This window comes from Terrabacter lapilli, assembly GCF_039531305.1.
GTDB lineage: Bacteria > Actinomycetota > Actinomycetes > Actinomycetales > Dermatophilaceae > Terrabacter > Terrabacter lapilli.
Genome location: NZ_BAAAPU010000003.1, coordinates 441,086 through 458,296, shown reverse-complemented (window position 1 = coordinate 458,296; position 17,211 = coordinate 441,086). Strand labels below are relative to the sequence as shown.

Below are 17,211 nucleotides of genomic sequence, written 5' to 3'. Positions count from 1 at the left end.
CCTCAGACGCCGGCGAAGCCGTGGAAGAGCGCCGCGATGCCGAGGATGACGGGCACGGATGCGAAGGTGCTGACGAAGATGGCATCGCGCGCCAGGTTGACCTCGCGGCGGTAGCGGACGGCATACGTGAAGATGTTCTGCGCGGTCGGCAGTGCTGCGGTCACGACCACGGCGAAGAGGGCCTGCCCGCGCAGCCCCAGGGCCAGCCCGACGCCGAAGGCGATGGCCGGCATCACGAGCGTCTTGAGCGCGACCACGGTCCACACCTGCTCCGCCGCGCGCCCGGTCGCCGGGCGCGGCCCGCGGCGCAGCGAGATGCCGAACGCGACGAGCATCGACGGCACCGCCATCGCGCCGAGCAGGTCGATCGGGGCCGCGACGACCCGTGGCAGGTGGATGTCGAACACCGCGACGAGCAGGCCCGCGACGGCGCCCAGCGTGATCGGGTTGCGGAACATCCGGCCGATGCTGCGGACGAGGGTCGGTCGCTCGTCGCGTGCGTCGCTGTCGAAGAGCGCCATGTAGACCGGCGTGACGAGGAGCAGCTGCATGAGCAGGGTCGGGGCCACCCAGGCCACGTCGCCGAGGACGTAGAGCGCGATGGGGATGCCGAGGTTGCCCGCGTTGACGTAGCCCGCGGAGAGGCTACCGACGAGCTGCGAGCCGAGTGTGCCCGCGCCCCAGCGCAGCCGGGCGATCAGCAGGTAGACGCCGACCACCAGCACGAAGCTGGTCAGCGAGGTCACGAGGTTCGTCGAGAGCACCTGCTGCAGCGAGGTGCGTTGCATGACGGTGAGCAGCAGCGCCGGTGAGGCGACGTAGAAGGCCAGCCGGGAGAGGTTGACCTGGGCCGAGTCGTCGAGGATCCGGCGGTCGGCGAGCAGCCAGCCGACGGCGACGACCACCGCGATCGTCGCGAACCCCTCCAGCACCCCGACCATGGGGGTGATCCTTGCAGCGCGGGCGGTCCCGGCGTGGGAGGGGGTCCGCAGCGCGGCCAGCCCGAACGGGCAGGATGACCGCATGGAGATCGAGACGCTCGACGAGCTGGACGACCACCTCGCCTCTGACGCGAGCCTGCGCGGGCTGCGGCTGCAGGACCTCGACCTCACCGGCTACGGCGACCGGCTGGCCGAGCGCGGCGACCTCACCGGTCTCGTCGTCCTCGGCGGGACGGTGCCCGTGCCCGTCGCCGAGCTGCTCATCGCACGGGGAGCCATAATCTTCCCCGGCATCGCCGACGCCCCGGTGGACCCGTGGCGCGGGCTCTACCTCCCCTCCGACCTCTACGACGGACTGGAGCAGGGCTATCCGCACACCCGGGACGCCAGGACGTATGCGTGGTCCCTCGACGCGCGCCTGCGCACCGACGCGTACTGCACCCTGGTCCGCGCCATCCACGACGACTCCGTCACCGACGCGCTCGACGAGCTCGTCTTCGGCCGCTCGGTGGTCGGGATCATGGGCGGGCATGCGGTGCAACGGGACTCGGCGGCATACGCAAGCGCCGCAGGCCTGGGTCACGCTCTCGCCGACGAGGGTCACCTCGTCGCCACGGGCGGCGGCCCGGGTGCCATGGAAGCCGCCAACCTCGGTGCCCTGTGCCGCGACCGGGCGACGCTCGAGGAGGCGCTGCGTCGCATCGCGACGGTGCCGGGGTTCCGGCCCGACGTCACCGCCTGGGCCGACACCGCCTTGGCGGTCCGGCGCGCGGTCACAGCCGACGAGCCGCCCGCGCCCACCGACACGCTCGGGCCCAGCGCGCGCTCGCTCGGCATCCCGACGTGGTTCTACGGCCACGAGCCGCCCAACGTCTTCTGCGACGTCATCGCCAAGTACTTCTCCAACGCCATCCGGGAGGAGGGGCTGCTCACCCGGTCCGACGCGGGCATCGTCGTGCTCGGTGGCGCGGCCGGCACCGTTCAGGAGATCTTCCAGGCCGTGACGCCGCTCTACTACGCCGCCGGGGAGGAGCCGCTGCCGCCGCTCGTGCTCGTCGGGCGCGAGCACTGGACCGAGCGCGTCCCGGTGTGGCCGGCGCTCACGGCGATCGCCGCGGGGCGCCCGATGGCCGAGGCGATCCACCTCGTCGACCGGGTCGAGGACGTGCTCACCCTGCTCCCCTCCCCCGCCACGGCAGCCTGAACCACCGCGCTGCAACCGCGCCATGGCGCACTTCCGGCCGCCCGTCACCCCAAGACCCCGGCCTGAACCGCGCCATGGCGCACGTGCGCGCAGGCCCCTGGCGGGCTCTGAAGTCAGGAGGTGGGTGCGCTTCGCAGGACCGGGGTCAGGGTCTCGAGCACCGAGGGGTCCTCGATCGTCGCGGGCACGGCCGGCGTGTGGCCGTCGGCCAGCTCACGCATCGTCTTGCGCAGGATCTTGCCCGAGCGCGTCTTGGGCAGCGCACCGACGATGTCGACCTGGTGCAGGGCGGCGACCGGCCCGACCTCGGCCCGCACCCGCGCGACGAGCTCCTTCTTGATGCGGTCGCCGTCGGCGTCGGCGTCGATGCCCGACTTCAGCACCACGAGGGCGCGCGGCACCTGGCCCTTCAGCTCGTCGTGCACGCCGATGACTGCGCACTCCGCCACCGCCTCGTGGCCCGAGAGCGCTGCCTCGAGCGAGCCCGTGGAGAGCCGGTGCCCGGCGACGTTGAGGACGTCGTCGGTGCGGCCCATGACGTAGAGGTAGCCGTCCTCGTCGAGGTAGCCGCCGTCACCCGTCAGGTAGTAGCCCGGGTAGGCCGAGAGGTAGGAGCTGACGTAGCGGTCGTCGTCGCCCCACAGGGTCGGCAGCGTCCCGGGCGGCATGGGGAGCTTGATGCAGATCGCGCCCTCGACGCCGGGCGCGACCGGCTCGCCCGTGCCGTCGAGCACCTGCACGTCGTAGCCCGGCACGGCCACCGTCGGCGATCCCGGCTTGATGGGCAGCAGCTGGATCCCCTTGGGGTTGGCGGCGATCGGCCAGCCGGTCTCGGTCTGCCACCAGTTGTCGATGACGGGCTTGCCCAGGGCCGCGGAGGCCCACTCGTACGTGTCGGGGTCGAGCCGCTCCCCAGCGAGGAAGAGCGCCCGGAAGCGCTCGAGGTCGTGCTCGGCGAGCTTGGCGGCCTTCGAGTCCTCCTTCTTGATGGCGCGGAACGCGGTGGGAGCCGTGAACAGGCACACGGCGCCGTACTCCTCGATGACGCGCCAGAAGGCGCCCGCGTCGGGGGTGCCCACCGGCTTGCCCTCGTAGAGCACCGTGGTCGCCCCCGTCAGCAGCGGGCCGTAGACGATGTAGGAGTGGCCGACCACCCACCCGACGTCGCTGGCCGTGAACATCGTCTCGCCCGGCGCGACGTCGAAGATGTTGGCCATCGACCAGCGCAGCGCCACGGCGTAGCCGCCGCTGTCGCGGTAGATGCCCTTCGGCTTCCCGGTGGTGCCCGAGGTGTAGAGGATGTAGAGCGGGTCGGTGGCTGCGACCGTCGCGCACTCCGCGGCGGGCGCGTCGGCATACACCTCGTCCCAGGTCATCTCCTCCCAGTCGGTGTCGCGCTGGCCCACCGCGGCCGGAGACTGCTCACGCTGAAGGACGATGACCGACTCGGGCGTGTGGCTGCTGCGGCGCAGCGCCTCGTCGAGCATCGGCTTGTACTCGACGATGCGGGAGGGCTCCACCCCGCAGCTCGCGGAGACGACGACCTTGGGTTCGGCGTCCTCGATGCGGGCCGCGAGCTCCTGGGGCGCGAAACCGCCGAAGACCACCGAGTGCACGGCGCCCAGGCGCGCGCAGGCGAGCATCGCGACGACCGCCTCGGGCACCATCGGCATGTAGATGACGACGCGGTCGCCCTTCTCGACCCCGAGCCCCTCGAGGGCCCCCGCGAAGCGGGACACGCGGTCGAGCAGCTCGGCATACGTCAGCGTGACCTTCGTACCGGTCACGGGTGAGTCGTAGTGGATCGCGGGCTGGTCGCCCCGACCGGCGAGGACGTGCCGGTCGACAGCGTTGTAGCAGACGTTGAGCTCGGCGTCGGGATACCACCGGTAGAACGGCGGCCGTGAGTCGTCGAGGATGCGCTCCGGCGGCCTGACCCAGTCGATGGCGGCCGCCGCATCCCGCCAGAAGCCCTCCGGGTCCCGCAGGCTGGCGTCGTAGATGCCCTGGTATGCCGTCGCAGCGCCGTCGCTCATGGGCTCACTGTGCCGCCGAGTCGTCGGGCGCGCCAGCGTCCCTGCGCCGAGGTGACGCATCTGACAGACGAGCGGTCGTGATCGCGACGCACATCACCGCTGCGACCAGGCACAGGGCACCGGCGACGTACCAGGCCAGCGTGTAGGTGCCCAGGTGGTCGCGCACCAGGCCCGCCCCGAGCGCTGCCGCGGCTGCCCCGAGCTGGTGCGACGCGAAGACCCAGCCGAAGACGATCGATGCCCGCTCGCCGTAGGCGCTGCGGCACAGGGCGATCGTCGGCGGCACCGTCGCGACCCAGTCGAGGCCGTAGAAGAGGACGAAGGCGAGCATGTTGACGTGCATCGAGTCGCTGAAGAGCGAGGGCAGCAGGAAGAGCGAGCCGCCGCGCAGCGTGTAGTACGCCGCGAGCAGGATCCGAGCGTCGACACGGTCGGTGAGCCAGCCGGAGAAGATCGTGCCGACGACGTCGAAGACGCCGACGAGCGCGAGGAGGCCGGCTGCCGTCGTCGTCGGCATACCGTGGTCGTGGGCGGCAGGGATGAAGTGGGTGCCGACGAGACCGTTGGTCGACGCCCCGCAGACCGCGAAGCTGCCGGCGAGGAGGCAGAACACCCGCGTGCGAGCCGCGTGGCGCAGGGTGTCGACGGCCAGGTGCACCGGGTGGCCAGTCGGCCGGGGCGGACGCGCCACGGGGGTGCCTGCGGGAGCGCCGTAGGCCGTCAGGCCGAGGACGCTCGGGTGGTCGTGCAGCTTCCACAGCACGAGGGGCACGACCGTCAGCGCGGCGGTCGAGGTGGCGATGGCGGCGCTGCGCCATCCGTGGTTGCCCGCGAGCCAGGCGAGGACGGGCAGGAAGACGAGCTGACCGGTGGCGCCCGCCGCCGTGAGGATGCCGGTCACGAGCCCGCGCCGCGCCACGAACCAGCGTCCCGCGACGATGGCCACCAGTCCCATCGACATGGCGCCGGTGCCCATCCCGACGACGATCCCCCAGCAGAGGACGAGCTGCCACGACTGAGTCATCCACACCGGCAGCAGCGACCCGACGCTCACCAGGACGAGCGCTACTGCGATGACGCGTTGGATGCCGAGGCGCTCCATGAAGGCTGCGGAGAAGGGCGCGGCCAGCCCGAAGAGGATGAGGTTGACCGACACGGCCCCTCCGATGACACCCATCGGCCAGCCGAACTCCTCGTGGAGCGGCGTCATGAGCACGCCCGGCGTGGAGCGGAAGCCGGCTGCGCCGATGATCGTCAGGAAGGTGACGACGGCCACCCACCAGGCCGGATGGATCCGGTGACTCGATCGTTCCGGTGTGCTGGCAGGAGCGGGAGAGGCGGCGTCGGGGACGCCCGCGCGGCGGTCGGTCAGGCTCACGGGCTCCAGCCTGGCGGTTCGCCTACCGCGCCACGAGTGGCCTGACGGACACGATGTGCAAGGATCTGGCCATGACCCTCGTGCCGTCGCGCCCGCACCGCGTCGCCGTCCTGGCCCTCGACGGCGTCGTGGCCTTCGAGCTCGGGCTCCCGCACCGCTTCCTCAGCGCCGGCGCCCTGGACCCTGGCTGGCCCGGTCGCAGCACGGGCGCTCCCCCGCCCTACGAGGTGTCGATGTGCACGCTCGACGACGGCCCGGTCACGACGTCGGCCGGCTATGCCGCGCTGCCCACCCACCCGAACTCCGTTCTGGCACAGGCGGACACGGTCGTCGTACCGGGTGTCACCAACACCGCCGTCGTCAGCCGCGGCGAGCTCCCGGACGCACTGGTCCGGCTCGCCGCCACAGCCCGGCCCGACGCACGGTGGGTCTCCATCTGCACCGGAGCCTTCGTCCTCGCGGGGCTCGGCAAGCTCGACGGCCGCAGGGCGACGACGCACTGGGTCTACGCCGACCTCTTCCGCCGCCACTTCCCCGCCGTGCTCCTCGACCCCGACGTGCTCTACGTCGACCACGGCGACGTCCTCACCTCGGCCGGCAACGCGGCGGGCATCGACCTGCTGCTCCACCTGCTCCGCAGCGACCTCGGCACCGACGCTGCGAACCGCGTCGCACGGGGCGCGGTCGTCGCACCGTGGCGGGCCGGCGGCCAGGCGCAGTTCATCGAGCGCCCCGTCCCGGACGCGTCCGAGGCGGGCACCGGACCCACCCGCGCGTGGGCGATCGAGCATCTCGACGAACCGATCGGCCTGGCCGACCTGGCTCGCCACGCCGGCATGAGCATCCGAACCTTCACCCGGCGCTTCCGCGAGGAGACCGGGGAGACGGCAGGCACGTGGCTCGTGCGAGCCCGGGTCGACCGCGCCCGGCACCTGCTCGAGACGACCGACCTGCCCGTCGACCGGGTGGCCGCCGCAGTGGGCTTCGGCACGAGCGCGTCCCTGCGCCAGCACCTGTCGGCGGCCGTGGGACTGTCGCCGCTCGCCTACCGCCGCACCTACCGCGCAGAGCCGGCCTGAGCCCCGCGGCACGGCATACGGCGCGGGGAGGTCACGTCGCCAGCGGCAGGTGCGGGTGCGTCGGCGAGCGTCCTTGGAACGACAGGATGGCCGGGTTCTGCACCACCCCTGCGCGGATCTCGATGGCGCGCCGGATCGTCGGCGAGCGGTCCCAGGCGGCCGGGCCGCCCATGACCACGGGCAGGAACGGCAGGAGCGCCTCGCTGATCTCCCACGTCGCCGCGTCCCAGAGGTAGGAGGGGCTGTGGTCGACGGCGTAGTAGAGCACGTGGTCACCCACCATGAAGGTCGGCTCGGCGAACGTCGTGGGCCGCGCCCAGCTGAAGCCCATGCCCTCGTCGCACGAGACGTCGATGACGATGCTGCCCGGGGCCATCCGCTTGAGGTCGTCCTCGGTCATGAACAGCAAGGGTGCATCGGTGTCCTGCAGCACGCAGTTGACGACGATGTCGTGCTCGGTCAGGAACTCCCCGAGCGCCACCGTGCCGTGCTCCGTGTCGGCGTGGCCGACGCGGCCGCCGGCGTCATCGGCGTCGGTGTCGAAGTGGACGATCTGGGCCGTGTGGATGGGGGCGGCGACGGCGGCCCGCTGCCGGTGCGTCAGCACGTCCACCTCACCGACGCCCATGGCGTTGAGGGCGGTCACGGCGCCGCGCGCGGTCGCACCGAAGCCGATGACCACGGCGCGGCGGTGGGGGCCGTACGCGCCTGTGATGCCGGCCAGCTGCAGGGCGTGCAGCACCGAGCAGTAGCCGGCGAGCTCGTTGTTCTTGTGGAACACGTGCAGGTTGAAGGAGCCGTCGCGGTTCCAGTGGTTCATCGCCTCGAAGGCGATGAGGGTCAGCTGCCGGTCGATGGCCACCTGGGTCAGCTGGGTGTCCTGCACGCAGTGGGGCCAGCCCCACAGGACCTGCCCGATGCGCAGTCCCGCGATGTCGCCGAGCATGGGCTTGGGCGCGAGGACGACGTCGCACTGCTGCACGAGCTCCTCACGGCTGCGGAACCCGCCGACGTAGCGTTCGAGCTCGTCGTCGGCCACCCCGAACCGCTCGCCGTAGCCGTGCTCGAGGAAGACCCCTCGCCGCAGCGCGGCCGGGATGCGGTCGAAGTGCCGAGGGTGCAGGGGCAGCCGGTGCTCGTTCTCCTTCAGCGACCGTCCGAGGACGCCGACACTCAGCTCGAACGAGTCGACCGGGCCGCTGGGCTCGACGGGCTGGATCAGGGACTGGACCATGGGCCTACCTCCTGGCGAACTCTCCCCCGCGCCCTGCCCGGTGCCCCTTCCACCAGCGCCCGCGCCGGGGCACTGCCTCTGTTGGCCAGCCTACGCGGGTCAGGCGGTGGCGGCAGCGAGTTGCCCGCACGCCCCGTCGATGTCCTGTCCGCGCGTGTCGCGGATGGTCGTCGGGATGCCGTGGGCGCGTAGGCGCTCGACGAAGTTCTGCTCGACCCCGGGCCGCGAGGCGGTCCACTTGGACCCCGGCGTCGGGTTGAGCGGGATGGGGTTGACGTGCACCCAACCCTTTCCGCGGCGGGCGAGCTTCTCACCGAGCAGGTCGGCGCGCCAGCCCTGGTCGTTGATGTCGCGGATCAGGGCGTACTCGATCGAGACCCGGCGTCCGGTGGTCTCGTAGTAGCGGAAGGCCGCGTCGAGCGCCTCGTCGACGGACCAGCGGGTGTTGATCGGTACGAGCTCGTTGCGCAGCTCGTCGTCGGGTGCGTGCAGCGACAGCGCCAGCGTGACCGGGATGCCCTCGGCCGTCAGCTTGTCGATGCCCGGCACGAGGCCGACGGTGGACATGGTGATGCCGCGCGCCGACATGCCGAGGCCGTCGGGCGCGGCGTCGGTCAGGCGACGGATCGCGCCGATCGAGGCCTTGTAGTTGGCGAGGGCCTCACCCATGCCCATGAAGACCACGTTGCTGACCCGCAGCGGCGCCTCCCGGTCCTCGTCACTGCCACCGGCGAGCTCACCGCGGCGCAGCGCGCGTGCCGCCCACACGACCTGCTCGACGATCTCGGCCGCCGACAGGTTGCGCGTCAGGCCGGCCTGGCCGGTCGCGCAGAAGGGGCAGTTCATGCCGCAGCCGGCCTGGCTGGAGATGCAGATCGTGACGCGGTTGGGGTAGCGCATGAGCACCGACTCGACGATGGCGCCGTCGTGCAGGCGCCACGCGTACTTCATCGTCTGACCGTCGTCGGCCACGCGCTCGACGACGGGTGTCAGCAGCGTGGGGAGCAGGTCGGCGACGAGCTCGGAGCGGACCGCCTTGGGCAGGTCGGTCATCTGCTCGGGGTCGTCCTCGAGCCGCTCGAAGTAGTGCGTCGAGAGCTGCTTGGCCCGGAAGCCCTTGTGACCCAGCGACTCGACGGCCTCCTTGCGCTCGGCGGGCGTGAAGTCGGCCAGGTGGCGCGGCGGCTTGCCGCGCCGGGGGGCCGTGAAGGTCAGCTGACCCGGCTGGGGGCGGGTCGTCGTCGGCTCGGGCAGCACGACGGGCTGTCCGGTGGGCGCCGGCTCGGGGGCGGGGGCGGGAGTCTCAGTCATCTCCCCTCCAGTGTCTCAGGCCGAGTCAAAACGGGCCGGTCACCGACGGGCCCGCTGCTCCGCCACCCCGTTGCCGCCGTCGACGACGAGGACCTGGCCCGTGACGTAGGACGACTCGCGGCTGGCGAGGAAGGCGATGGCCGCGGCCACCTCGTCCGCGGTGCCGGAGCGGCCCACCGGGGTGGCGCGCCCCTCCTCGGCCTCGTCGGCCGTCTGCGAGCCTGTCGCGACCCAGCCTGGTGCGACGGCGTTGACCGTCAAGCCGTGCACGGCCTCGTCGACGGCCAGGGCGCGGGTCAGGCCCAGCAGCCCCGCCTTGGCCGTGGCGTAGGCGACCTCGGCCCGCATGGCCATCAGGCCACCGGTGACGCTGCTGACCTGCACGAGCCGACCGGTCCCCGAGGCGCGCAGGTGCGGCAGCGCGGCCCGGCTGACGAGGTATGCCGTGTCGTGGTTGCGTGCCAGCGAGCGGTGCCAGCGGTCGGGGTCGGTCGCCGGCAGGTCGCCGCCGAGCGCGTCGGAGTCGCTCGCGCTGGTCATGCCGGCGTTGTTGACGACCACGTCGAGGCGGCCGTGGCGCCGCACGCAGCCCTCGACGAGGGCCTCGGCGACCGACTCGTCGGTCAGGTCCCCGACGTGGGCGCTGGCCGTCACGCCCTCTCGCTGCAGCTCGGCGACACGGTCGTGCACCCGGTCGGTGGTGGCGGCGACCACGACGGTCGCGCCGAGGCGCCCGAGCAGCCGGGCGGTCGCCAGGCCGATGCCGTCGGGGCTGCCGGCGCCGGTGACGAGGGCGACCCGACCGGACTGCCCGAAGGGAGAGGACGACACGCTCAGACCGGTTTGGCGGCCAGCAGGGTCAGCACCGCCCAGACGATGGGCGCCACGACGACGAGCGAGTCGAGCCGGTCCATGACTCCCCCGTGGCCGGGCAGGACGTTGGACATGTCCTTGATCCCGAGGTCGCGCTTGATGAGCGACTCCATCAGGTCGCCGATCGTGGCGGCGATGGCGACCCCGATGCCCAGCGCCACGCCGATCACCCAGGAGTGGTCGAGCAGGAGGTGGACGCTGAGCGAGCCACCCACGACGCACAGCACCACCGAGCCGCCGAAGCCCTCCCAGGACTTCTTGGGACTGATGGTGGGCGCCATGGGGTGCTTGCCGAAGAGGACGCCTGCGGCATACCCCCCGACGTCGCTGCACACGGTGGTGATGAGGAAGACGAACATCCGGCCGACGCCGTCCGGCGGCGCCAGCAGCAGGGCGGCGAAGCCGACGAGGAAGCTCGGGTAGGTGGAGATGAAGATGCCGCCGAGGGCGTCGCGGCCGGCGCCCTCGAGGCGGCCCGCTCCGCGCCACAGCACGACGGCGAGGCCCGTCAGGGCCCAGGCCACGACGAGGGCGGCGGGGCCGTGGGCGTAGGCGGCCCACAGCATCGCGGCCATCCCCACGAGCGGCGGGACCAGCGGCGCCTCGACGGCTGCGTGGCGCAGGGCGGCACGCAGCTCCCACAGGCCGATGCCCACCGCGAGAGCGACGAGGACGAGGAAGGACTCCTTGCGGACGAGCAGGGTCGCGATGATGAGGACGCCGAGGCCCACGCCCACGCCGATCGCCGCCGGCAGGTTGCGCCCGGCCCGGCTCTGCTTCTTCTCGAGGACCACCTCGGGGGGCAGCCCGGCCAGCTCGTCGAGGCTCGGGTCGTAGGGCACGGGTTCGAGGGGGCCTGCACCTGCGGTGCCATCGCCGTCGGTGCGATCGCCGTCCGGGCTCTCGGTCGTGGGGGCCGGTGCCCGCGTCGGATCCACGGGCTCCGACGGCTGGTCGGTCGTCATCTTCGGGTCGAGCACCGAGGTCACACCTCGAGCAGCTCGGTCTCCTTGGCCTTGACGAGGGTGTCGACGAGGTCGGTGTGCTTCTTGGTCAGCCCGTCGAGCTCCTTCTCGGCCCGCGTGCCGTCGTCCTCGCCCACCTCGCCGTCCTTGACGAGCCGGTCGAGGTCGGTCTTGGCCTTGCGACGGATGTTGCGCACCGAGACGCGCGCCTCCTCGGCCTTGTGGTTGGCGAGCTTGATGTACTCGCGCCGGCGCTCCTCGGTCAGCTCGGGCATGACGCAGCGGATCTGGTTGCCGTCGCTGCTCGGGTTGACACCGAGGTCGGAGTCGCGGATCGCGCGCTCGATGGCGTGGATGGCCGACTTGTCGAAGGGGATGACGAGGATGGTGCGCGGCTCGGGGTTCTGGAAGGAGGCCAGCTGCTGCAGCGGGGTCGGGGCGCCGTAGTACTCGACCGTCAGCTTGTTGAACAGCCCCGGGTTGGCGCGGCCGGTGCGGATGCCCGCGAAGTCCTCCTTGAGGACCTCGACGGCCTTGTCCATCTTCTCCTCGGCCTCGAACATCGTCTCTTCGATCATGGCTCTCCGGTTTCCTCGTCCCTCGTTCGTTCGTGGTCGTGCTCGGTCGTGCCAGGTCGTGCTCGTGTGCGGTGCCGCTCGCGGATCGTCCGCGACAGGGCGCAGTGGCCGGCCTCAGGCGTTGGTGACCAGCGTGCCGATCTTCTCACCGAGCAGGGCGCGCGTGATGTTTCCCGCACCCTCCATGCCGAAGACGACCATCGGCAGCTTGTTCTCCATGCAGAGGCTGAAGGCGGCCGCGTCGACGACCTTGAGCCCCTCGGCGATGGCGTCGTTGAAGGTGAGCGTGTCGAGCTTCTTGGCGTCGGGGTTGGTGCGTGGGTCGGAGTCGTAGACGCCGTCGACGCCGTTCTTGGCGATGAGGACGGCGTCGCACTTGATCTCCAGCGCCCGCTGGGCGCTGACCGTGTCGGTGGAGAAGAACGGCATGCCCGCACCGGCACCGAAGATGACGACGCGGTGCTTCTCGAGGTGGCGGATCGCGCGGCGCGGGATGTAGGGCTCGGCGACCTGCTGCATCGCGATCGCGGACTGCACCCGCGTCTCGACGTCCTCCTTCTCGAGGAAGTCCTGCAGGGCGAGGCAGTTCATGACGGTGCCGAGCATGCCCATGTAGTCGGCGCGGGTGCGGTCCATCCCGCGCTGCTGCAGCTCGGCGCCGCGGAAGAAGTTGCCACCGCCGATGACGACGGCGACCTCGACGCCCTGGTGCACGGCCTCGGCGATCTGCTTGGCGATCCCGGACACGACGGCCGGGTCCAGGCCGATGCGGCCACCGCCGAACACCTCACCCGAGAGCTTGAGCAGGACCCGGTGGAAGGGGGTCGTCTGGGCATCGGTCATGGCGCAGGGCCTCCTCGTGGGCAGCGTTCCGGCGGTCGGTCGATCTTTCCACATCCCCGGGCCATCGGCCGCATCGAGGGGGACGCCGGCCTGTCGGGCGGTCAGCCTTCGAGGAGCGCCGGCAGGGCAGCTGCCAGGCGCGCGTAGTCGTCCTCGTCGTTGTAGGGCGCCGCGGCCAGGCGCAGGTAGCCGCGCCCGCCGAAGGCGACCGGCGGCACGACGAACCCCGCCGCGTAGAGCCGCTGCCACAGGGCCTCGGCGGACTCCGTGGTCGTGGCCACGCCCTCCGGGAGGGCGACGAGCCGCAGGCAGTGGGCCGAGGGTATGCCGCCCAGCGGGTCGGGCGTGCCCAGCGCCGTCCGCACCAGCCGGGCCCCGTGCTGCAGCAGCTCGGCGTTGCGCTCGACCTGGACCCACCCGCCGAGCTGCTCCCAGGCGGTGAGTCCGTCGGGGATGCCCAGGCAGGCGGAGTGGTCGACGGTGCCCTGCAGGTCGAAGCGCTCGGGATAGGGCAGCCCGTGGCTCCACGAGGTGACGAGCGGACGCAGCGACTCCCGGTGCTGCGGCGCGGCCCACAGCGCGGCGGCCGCGCGAGGCGCGTACGCCCACTTGTGGAGGTTGCCGGCCCAGAAGGCGACGCCGAGGGACTCGACGTCGAGACCGGGCAGCGACCCGGGCACGTGGGCCGCGTCGACGAGGACCGGGACGGGTGCCACGGCCGCCGCCACCGCCGCCACGGGCAGCACCAGCGCCGTCGGCGAGGTGATCTGGTCGACGACCACCAGACGGGTCCGGTCGGTTACGGACTGCGCGAAGGCGGCCACGGCGTCGTCTGGCTCGGCGTCGAGAGCGAACACCGCGGTGCGCAGCCGGGCACCCCTGGCCTCCACCGACCAGCCGGCGGTGAGGTAGCCGTGGTTGCTGACGACGACCTCGTCACCGGGGCCGATGCCCAGGCCCTGCGCCACCACGGCGACAGCCTCGGTCACGTTGCGCACCAGGGCGGTGGAGTGGGGCGGCAGACCGAGGAAGCGGGCGGCCGCCTCCCGCGCCTCGGCGAGCTGGGCCGGCAGCTCGTCGCGGAAGGCGCGCATCGGCGCGCGCTCGATGCGCACGCGGGCACGGTCCTGCGCCTCGCGCACCGAACGCGGGACCGCCCCGAAGGCGCCGTGGTTGAGATGGGTCAGGGCGGGGTCGAGCTCGAACAGCTCGGCGATGTCGCGACGCACCCCGCCATCCTGCCGCAGCGACGGTCACGGTCAGCGCCGGCCTGGGCCACCCAGCCACGTCTCCACGCGGCGGGGTCCTGCGCCGCCACCCCGGCTGCCGCGTGCGCGGCCCGGGAGCGGCCGAGGTTCCAGCCCAGGACGTCGTCCGGCGCGGCGGGGGTCGCCGTCCGGAGCAGGCACGAGGCCAGCGCGTCGGGCAGCCCGGCGGCGATCACGGGCGTCGCGTCCGGGCCGAGCGACCCGAGGTAGTCGAGGTCCACCTTCCCGGTCGCCGAGTAGCGGTCGAGGTTGCGCTGGGCGACCCATGCCTCCGGGTCGGCCAGACCGCCGACGAGGACGAGCACGGCGGCCGACGCCAGGGCGGCCCGTGGGAGCCACCACCCCGAGAGCCGGACGCCCGCCACGAGGACGAGGACGACGAGCAGGCCCAGCCACAGCTCGAACGCGTCGACGAGCACGCGCAGCACGGTGAAGCCGTATGCCTGCTGGTAGAGGTCCATCCGGTGCAGCGCCGAGGCGACGACGACGAGCGTCAGCGCGCAGAGGGCGCCGAGGGCCACCCGCAGCCAGAGCCGGTCGCGCGAGCTCCACCGTGGCGCCTTGCGGACGGCGACGGCCACCGTCGCGAGGGTCAGGATCGTGGCTGCCGTGAGCTGGCCGAAGCCCTGGTGCACGTACTCGGCATACGTCAGGCCGGTGGTCCGCTGGACGTAGTCGTGCCCACCGAAGAGCGCGGCGGCCTGCGCCACCACGAAGGCGACGAAGACGGCGACGACGAGGCCGACGGGCACGAGCCACTCCCAGGCGCGGACGACCGGCCGGCCCTCGGGGAGCACCACCCGCTCGACCTTCGGGGGGTTGAGGGCGACGTACGCCGCCGCCAGCAGCGCCCCGCCCATGACGAACCCGACGAAGGTGCGGAAGGTGAGGCTGTCCCACGCGAGGTGCGGCACGAGCGCCCCTGCCCAGGACCCGAACACGGCGTCGCCCGAGGCGAACAGGCCCCCGAAGACGACGAGCGCCACGAGCGAGACCGCGGCGGTGCGCACGACGGGCCACAGCACGTGGATCCTGCTCGTGGCGGCGACCGTGCGGCCCAGCAGCGGCAGGCCCCGGACGGCGGCCAGCGGCCACGAGGCGACGCCGGCGAGGAGCGGCAGCAGCCGCCTGGCGTCGGTGAGCGCGGTGGTGAGCAGCACGATGCCGAGGAGGACCGCGAGCACCGTCAGCCACTCGGCGGCGCGCAGCACCGAGAGCGAGGCCAGGGCCACGCACAGGACGCCGGTCATCGCCGTCCACCGGGAGCCGCGGTGGCGAGTCGTGCGCCAGAGCACCGCTCCCCCGAGGACGAGCACGCCGAAGAGCGCGAGGCCGATGTTGCGGTAGGGCAGCACGACCGCCGACAGGGCGCCGACTCCCGCGCACAACAGCAGCAGCCGCACCTGGGGGGCCAGTCCGGCCTCGGGCCAGAGGTCGCCGAAGAGCGAGTCCACGACGGGCCCCGGGGGCGCTGCCGGGACGCTCGCGTATGCCGCCGAGCGCGGTTGCGCAGGCGAGCTCACTCGGGCGGCGGGTGAGTTCGGGGCGGAGTGGCCGGCGACGGTGTCGGGCCGGCCGGGTGGGGTGGTTGGGGGCGGGGGCACGGTGGACTCCTGGTGGTCGGGCTCCTCGGCAGGCGAGGTCGTGGGGCGCGGTGAGCGGGGCAGCACGGCACGGAGCCGAGCCCCGTGCTCCCCCGCCGCTGGTGGGACGGACGCGATCGAGCCGCCGTGCAGCTCGCAGACCCAGCTCGCGATGGCCAGGCCGATACCCGTGCCGCCGCCGGAGTCATCGCCTGAGCCGAAGCGGTCGAAGATGCGCTCCGCGTGCTCGGCGGGGATGCCCTCTCCCTCGTCGGCCACCTGGAGCCACCACCGGTCGGGCCCGTCCGGGCCGGCGCTGACGGTGACCCGACCCCCGGGCGGGCTGTGCCGATCGGCGTTGTCGAGCAGGTTGGCCAGCAGCTGGGCGAGGCGGGCGGCGTCCGCGGTGACGGACAGGCCCGGGGGCACGTCGACGTCGTGGACGGTCCCGCGACGGGACACGCCCGCCTCGGCGACCGCGGCCTGCACGAGCTCGCGCACGTCGACACCCGCCAGGGCGAGCGGCGTACGCCCCCCGTCGACCCTGCTGAGGTCGAGCAGGTCGCCGACGAGGGTGCCCAGGCGCTCGGCCTGGGCGAGCGCCGTCCGCAGCACCGCGTCGTCGGGACGCACCACCCCGTCGACGAGGTTCTCGAGCAAGGCCTGCTGGGCCGCCAGGGGCGTGCGCAGCTCGTGCGAGACGGTCGCCACGAGCTGCCGGCGCTGGGAGTCGGCTCCGGCGAGGTCCGCTGCCATGGTGTTGAAGGCGTGGGCGAGGATGCCGACCTCGTCGGCGGACGTGGCCGTGACGCGCCTCGAGTAGTCGCCGGTCGCCATCCTGGCCGCTGCAGCCGTCATCTCGCGCAGTGGCGAGGTCATGCCCCGCGCCAGCCACTGCGTGACCCCGAGCGCGGCCGCGACGGTCACCGGGAGGGTGAACCAGCCGGGCACCCCGGCCCGGTCACCGACGGTCGACACGAGCGCAGCCGCCACGATGCTGGCGGCGACGAGCAGGCCGAGCTTGGCCTTGATCGAGCGGACCCCGTCCAGGGGCCGGTCGGGGTTCACCGGTCCTCCCCCGGCAGGGTCGCCGGCGAGCTCGTCACCGGCTCGGTGTCCTCCGCCCCGCCACGCGGCGAGCCGTCTGCGAAGGGCCGGGTCTCCAGGGCGTAGCCGACACCGTGGACCGTGCGCACCCTGCCGGCCCCGATCTTCGCGCGCAGCGACTTCACGTGGCTGTCGAGGGTCCGCGTGCCCCCGGCGTCGGCCCACCCCCACACCTCCCGCATCAGCGCGTCGCGCGCTCGCACGGAGCCCGGCTCCCCCGCCAGGGCCAGCAGCAGGTCGAACTCGAGCGGCGTGAGGTGGACCTCGCTCCCGCGGACGGCGACCCGACGGGCACCACGGTCGACGGTGAGGTCGCCGGCGACCAGCACTGGTGGGTGCTCGGCGGACATCTCCCGGGCGCGGTCGACACGGCGCAGCAGGGCCCGGACGCGGGCCACGACCTCGCGCATGCGGAAGGGCTTCGTCACGTAGTCGTCGGCGCCGACGCCGAGCCCGACGAGCAGGTCGGTCTCGTCGGCCCGGGCGGTGAGCATGAGCACCGGGACGGGACGGGCCGCGTGGATGCGCCGGCACACCTCGAGCCCGTCGAAGCCGGGCAGCATGAGGTCGAGGAGCACGAGGTCGGGCGCGTGCTGCTCGTGCGCGGAGACGGCGCCCGGACCGTCGAAGGCCTGGACGACCCGGAAGCCCTCGGCGACAAGGCGATCGGTCAGCGCCTGGTTGATCGTCTGGTCGTCCTCGACGACGAGCAGCGTCGGCCTCGCGCTGCCCGTCGGCCCGGCGCTGCGCGGCGACCCTGCGGCATACCCCTGTGTCATGTCCACGAGCGTAGGAGCGCGCGTGGGGCAGA

General features: G+C 72.8%; 14 protein-coding genes. 2 read left to right on the top strand and 12 right to left on the bottom strand.

Annotated features, from left to right (window positions below):
* Nucleotides 1–2: 2 nt before the first annotated feature.
* A complete protein-coding gene (locus ABD241_RS03495; RefSeq protein WP_344058457.1) occupies nucleotides 3–941 on the bottom strand; it encodes an AEC family transporter in 939 nt (312 codons plus the stop codon).
* Nucleotides 942–1,023: 82 nt separating this feature from the next.
* On the opposite strand from ABD241_RS03495, the gene ABD241_RS03490 reads away from it, so the two are divergent.
* Nucleotides 1,024–2,145: an LOG family protein gene (locus ABD241_RS03490; RefSeq protein ID WP_344058455.1), complete on the top strand. Its 1,122-nt coding sequence runs from the start codon at nucleotides 1,024–1,026 to the stop codon at nucleotides 2,143–2,145.
* A gap of 113 nt (nucleotides 2,146–2,258) precedes the next feature.
* Here ABD241_RS03490 and ABD241_RS03485 read toward each other — a convergent pair whose 3' ends face one another.
* Together ABD241_RS03485 and ABD241_RS03480 are read right to left on the bottom strand one after the other, a co-directional pair.
* Entirely contained in the window at nucleotides 2,259–4,181 is a 1,923-nt protein-coding gene (locus ABD241_RS03485; RefSeq protein WP_344058453.1) for a propionyl-CoA synthetase, read from the bottom strand.
* 4 nt (nucleotides 4,182–4,185) lie between these two features.
* Nucleotides 4,186–5,559, bottom strand: a complete 1,374-nt coding sequence (locus ABD241_RS03480) for an MFS transporter (protein WP_344058451.1) — start codon at nucleotides 5,557–5,559, stop codon at nucleotides 4,186–4,188.
* Nucleotides 5,560–5,630: 71 nt separating this feature from the next.
* On the opposite strand from ABD241_RS03480, the gene ABD241_RS03475 reads away from it, so the two are divergent.
* The gene (locus ABD241_RS03475) at nucleotides 5,631–6,638 is read left to right on the top strand and encodes a GlxA family transcriptional regulator (protein WP_344058449.1); all 1,008 of its coding nucleotides are present in this window, start codon (nucleotides 5,631–5,633) and stop codon (nucleotides 6,636–6,638) included.
* A gap of 31 nt (nucleotides 6,639–6,669) precedes the next feature.
* On the opposite strand, the gene ABD241_RS03470 is transcribed toward ABD241_RS03475, so the two are convergent.
* The 9 genes from ABD241_RS03470 to ABD241_RS03430 all read right to left on the bottom strand — a co-directional run bounded on the left by ABD241_RS03470 (nucleotide 6,670) and on the right by ABD241_RS03430 (nucleotide 17,179).
* On the bottom strand, nucleotides 6,670–7,872 hold the full coding sequence (locus tag ABD241_RS03470) for a N(5)-(carboxyethyl)ornithine synthase (protein ID WP_344058447.1): 1,203 nt from the start codon (nucleotides 7,870–7,872) through the stop codon (nucleotides 6,670–6,672).
* Nucleotides 7,873–7,971: 99 nt separating this feature from the next.
* A complete protein-coding gene (gene rlmN / locus ABD241_RS03465; protein WP_344058445.1) occupies nucleotides 7,972–9,183 on the bottom strand; it encodes a dual-specificity RNA methyltransferase RlmN in 1,212 nt (403 codons plus the stop codon).
* Nucleotides 9,184–9,222: 39 nt separating this feature from the next.
* On the bottom strand, nucleotides 9,223–10,014 hold the full coding sequence (locus ABD241_RS03460) for an SDR family NAD(P)-dependent oxidoreductase (protein WP_344058443.1): 792 nt from the start codon (nucleotides 10,012–10,014) through the stop codon (nucleotides 9,223–9,225).
* Between the two features lie 2 nt (nucleotides 10,015–10,016).
* Nucleotides 10,017–11,045: a phosphatidate cytidylyltransferase gene (locus ABD241_RS03455; protein ID WP_344058441.1), complete on the bottom strand. Its 1,029-nt coding sequence runs from the start codon at nucleotides 11,043–11,045 to the stop codon at nucleotides 10,017–10,019.
* Entirely contained in the window at nucleotides 11,042–11,599 is a 558-nt protein-coding gene (gene frr / locus ABD241_RS03450) for a ribosome recycling factor (RefSeq protein ID WP_142184175.1), read from the bottom strand. The genes ABD241_RS03455 and frr overlap by 4 nt, the downstream gene beginning before the upstream one ends.
* Nucleotides 11,600–11,713: 114 nt before the next feature.
* Nucleotides 11,714–12,442 carry a UMP kinase gene (gene pyrH, locus ABD241_RS03445; RefSeq protein ID WP_344058439.1) on the bottom strand — a complete coding sequence of 243 codons (729 nt, stop codon included), beginning with the start codon at nucleotides 12,440–12,442 and terminating at the stop codon, nucleotides 11,714–11,716.
* A gap of 101 nt (nucleotides 12,443–12,543) precedes the next feature.
* The gene (locus ABD241_RS03440; protein ID WP_344058437.1) at nucleotides 12,544–13,671 is read right to left on the bottom strand and encodes an aminotransferase class V-fold PLP-dependent enzyme; all 1,128 of its coding nucleotides are present in this window, start codon (nucleotides 13,669–13,671) and stop codon (nucleotides 12,544–12,546) included.
* Nucleotides 13,626–16,361, bottom strand: coding sequence for a DUF4153 domain-containing protein (locus ABD241_RS03435; RefSeq protein WP_344058436.1), 2,736 nt, complete (start codon nucleotides 16,359–16,361; stop codon nucleotides 13,626–13,628). Before ABD241_RS03435 ends, ABD241_RS03440 begins: the two co-directional genes overlap by 46 nt.
* A complete protein-coding gene (locus ABD241_RS03430; RefSeq protein ID WP_344058434.1) occupies nucleotides 16,358–17,179 on the bottom strand; it encodes a response regulator in 822 nt (273 codons plus the stop codon). Before ABD241_RS03430 ends, ABD241_RS03435 begins: the two co-directional genes overlap by 4 nt.
* Nucleotides 17,180–17,211 lie beyond the last annotated feature (32 nt).

What these genes read in the sequence shown, in the direction of transcription:
- ABD241_RS03495 (WP_344058457.1), bottom strand. Translation starts at nt 941, where the DNA reads ATGGTCGGGGTGCTGGAGGGGTTCGCGACGATCGCGGTGGTCGTCGCC.
- ABD241_RS03490 (WP_344058455.1), top strand. Translation starts at nt 1,024, where the DNA reads ATGGAGATCGAGACGCTCGACGAGCTGGACGACCACCTCGCCTCTGAC.
- ABD241_RS03485 (WP_344058453.1), bottom strand. Translation starts at nt 4,181, where the DNA reads ATGAGCGACGGCGCTGCGACGGCATACCAGGGCATCTACGACGCCAGC.
- ABD241_RS03475 (WP_344058449.1), top strand. Translation starts at nt 5,631, where the DNA reads ATGACCCTCGTGCCGTCGCGCCCGCACCGCGTCGCCGTCCTGGCCCTC.
- ABD241_RS03470 (WP_344058447.1), bottom strand. Translation starts at nt 7,872, where the DNA reads ATGGTCCAGTCCCTGATCCAGCCCGTCGAGCCCAGCGGCCCGGTCGAC.
- rlmN (WP_344058445.1), bottom strand. Translation starts at nt 9,183, where the DNA reads ATGACTGAGACTCCCGCCCCCGCCCCCGAGCCGGCGCCCACCGGACAG.
- frr (WP_142184175.1), bottom strand. Translation starts at nt 11,599, where the DNA reads ATGATCGAAGAGACGATGTTCGAGGCCGAGGAGAAGATGGACAAGGCC.
- pyrH (WP_344058439.1), bottom strand. Translation starts at nt 12,442, where the DNA reads ATGACCGATGCCCAGACGACCCCCTTCCACCGGGTCCTGCTCAAGCTC.
- ABD241_RS03430 (WP_344058434.1), bottom strand. Translation starts at nt 17,179, where the DNA reads ATGACACAGGGGTATGCCGCAGGGTCGCCGCGCAGCGCCGGGCCGACG.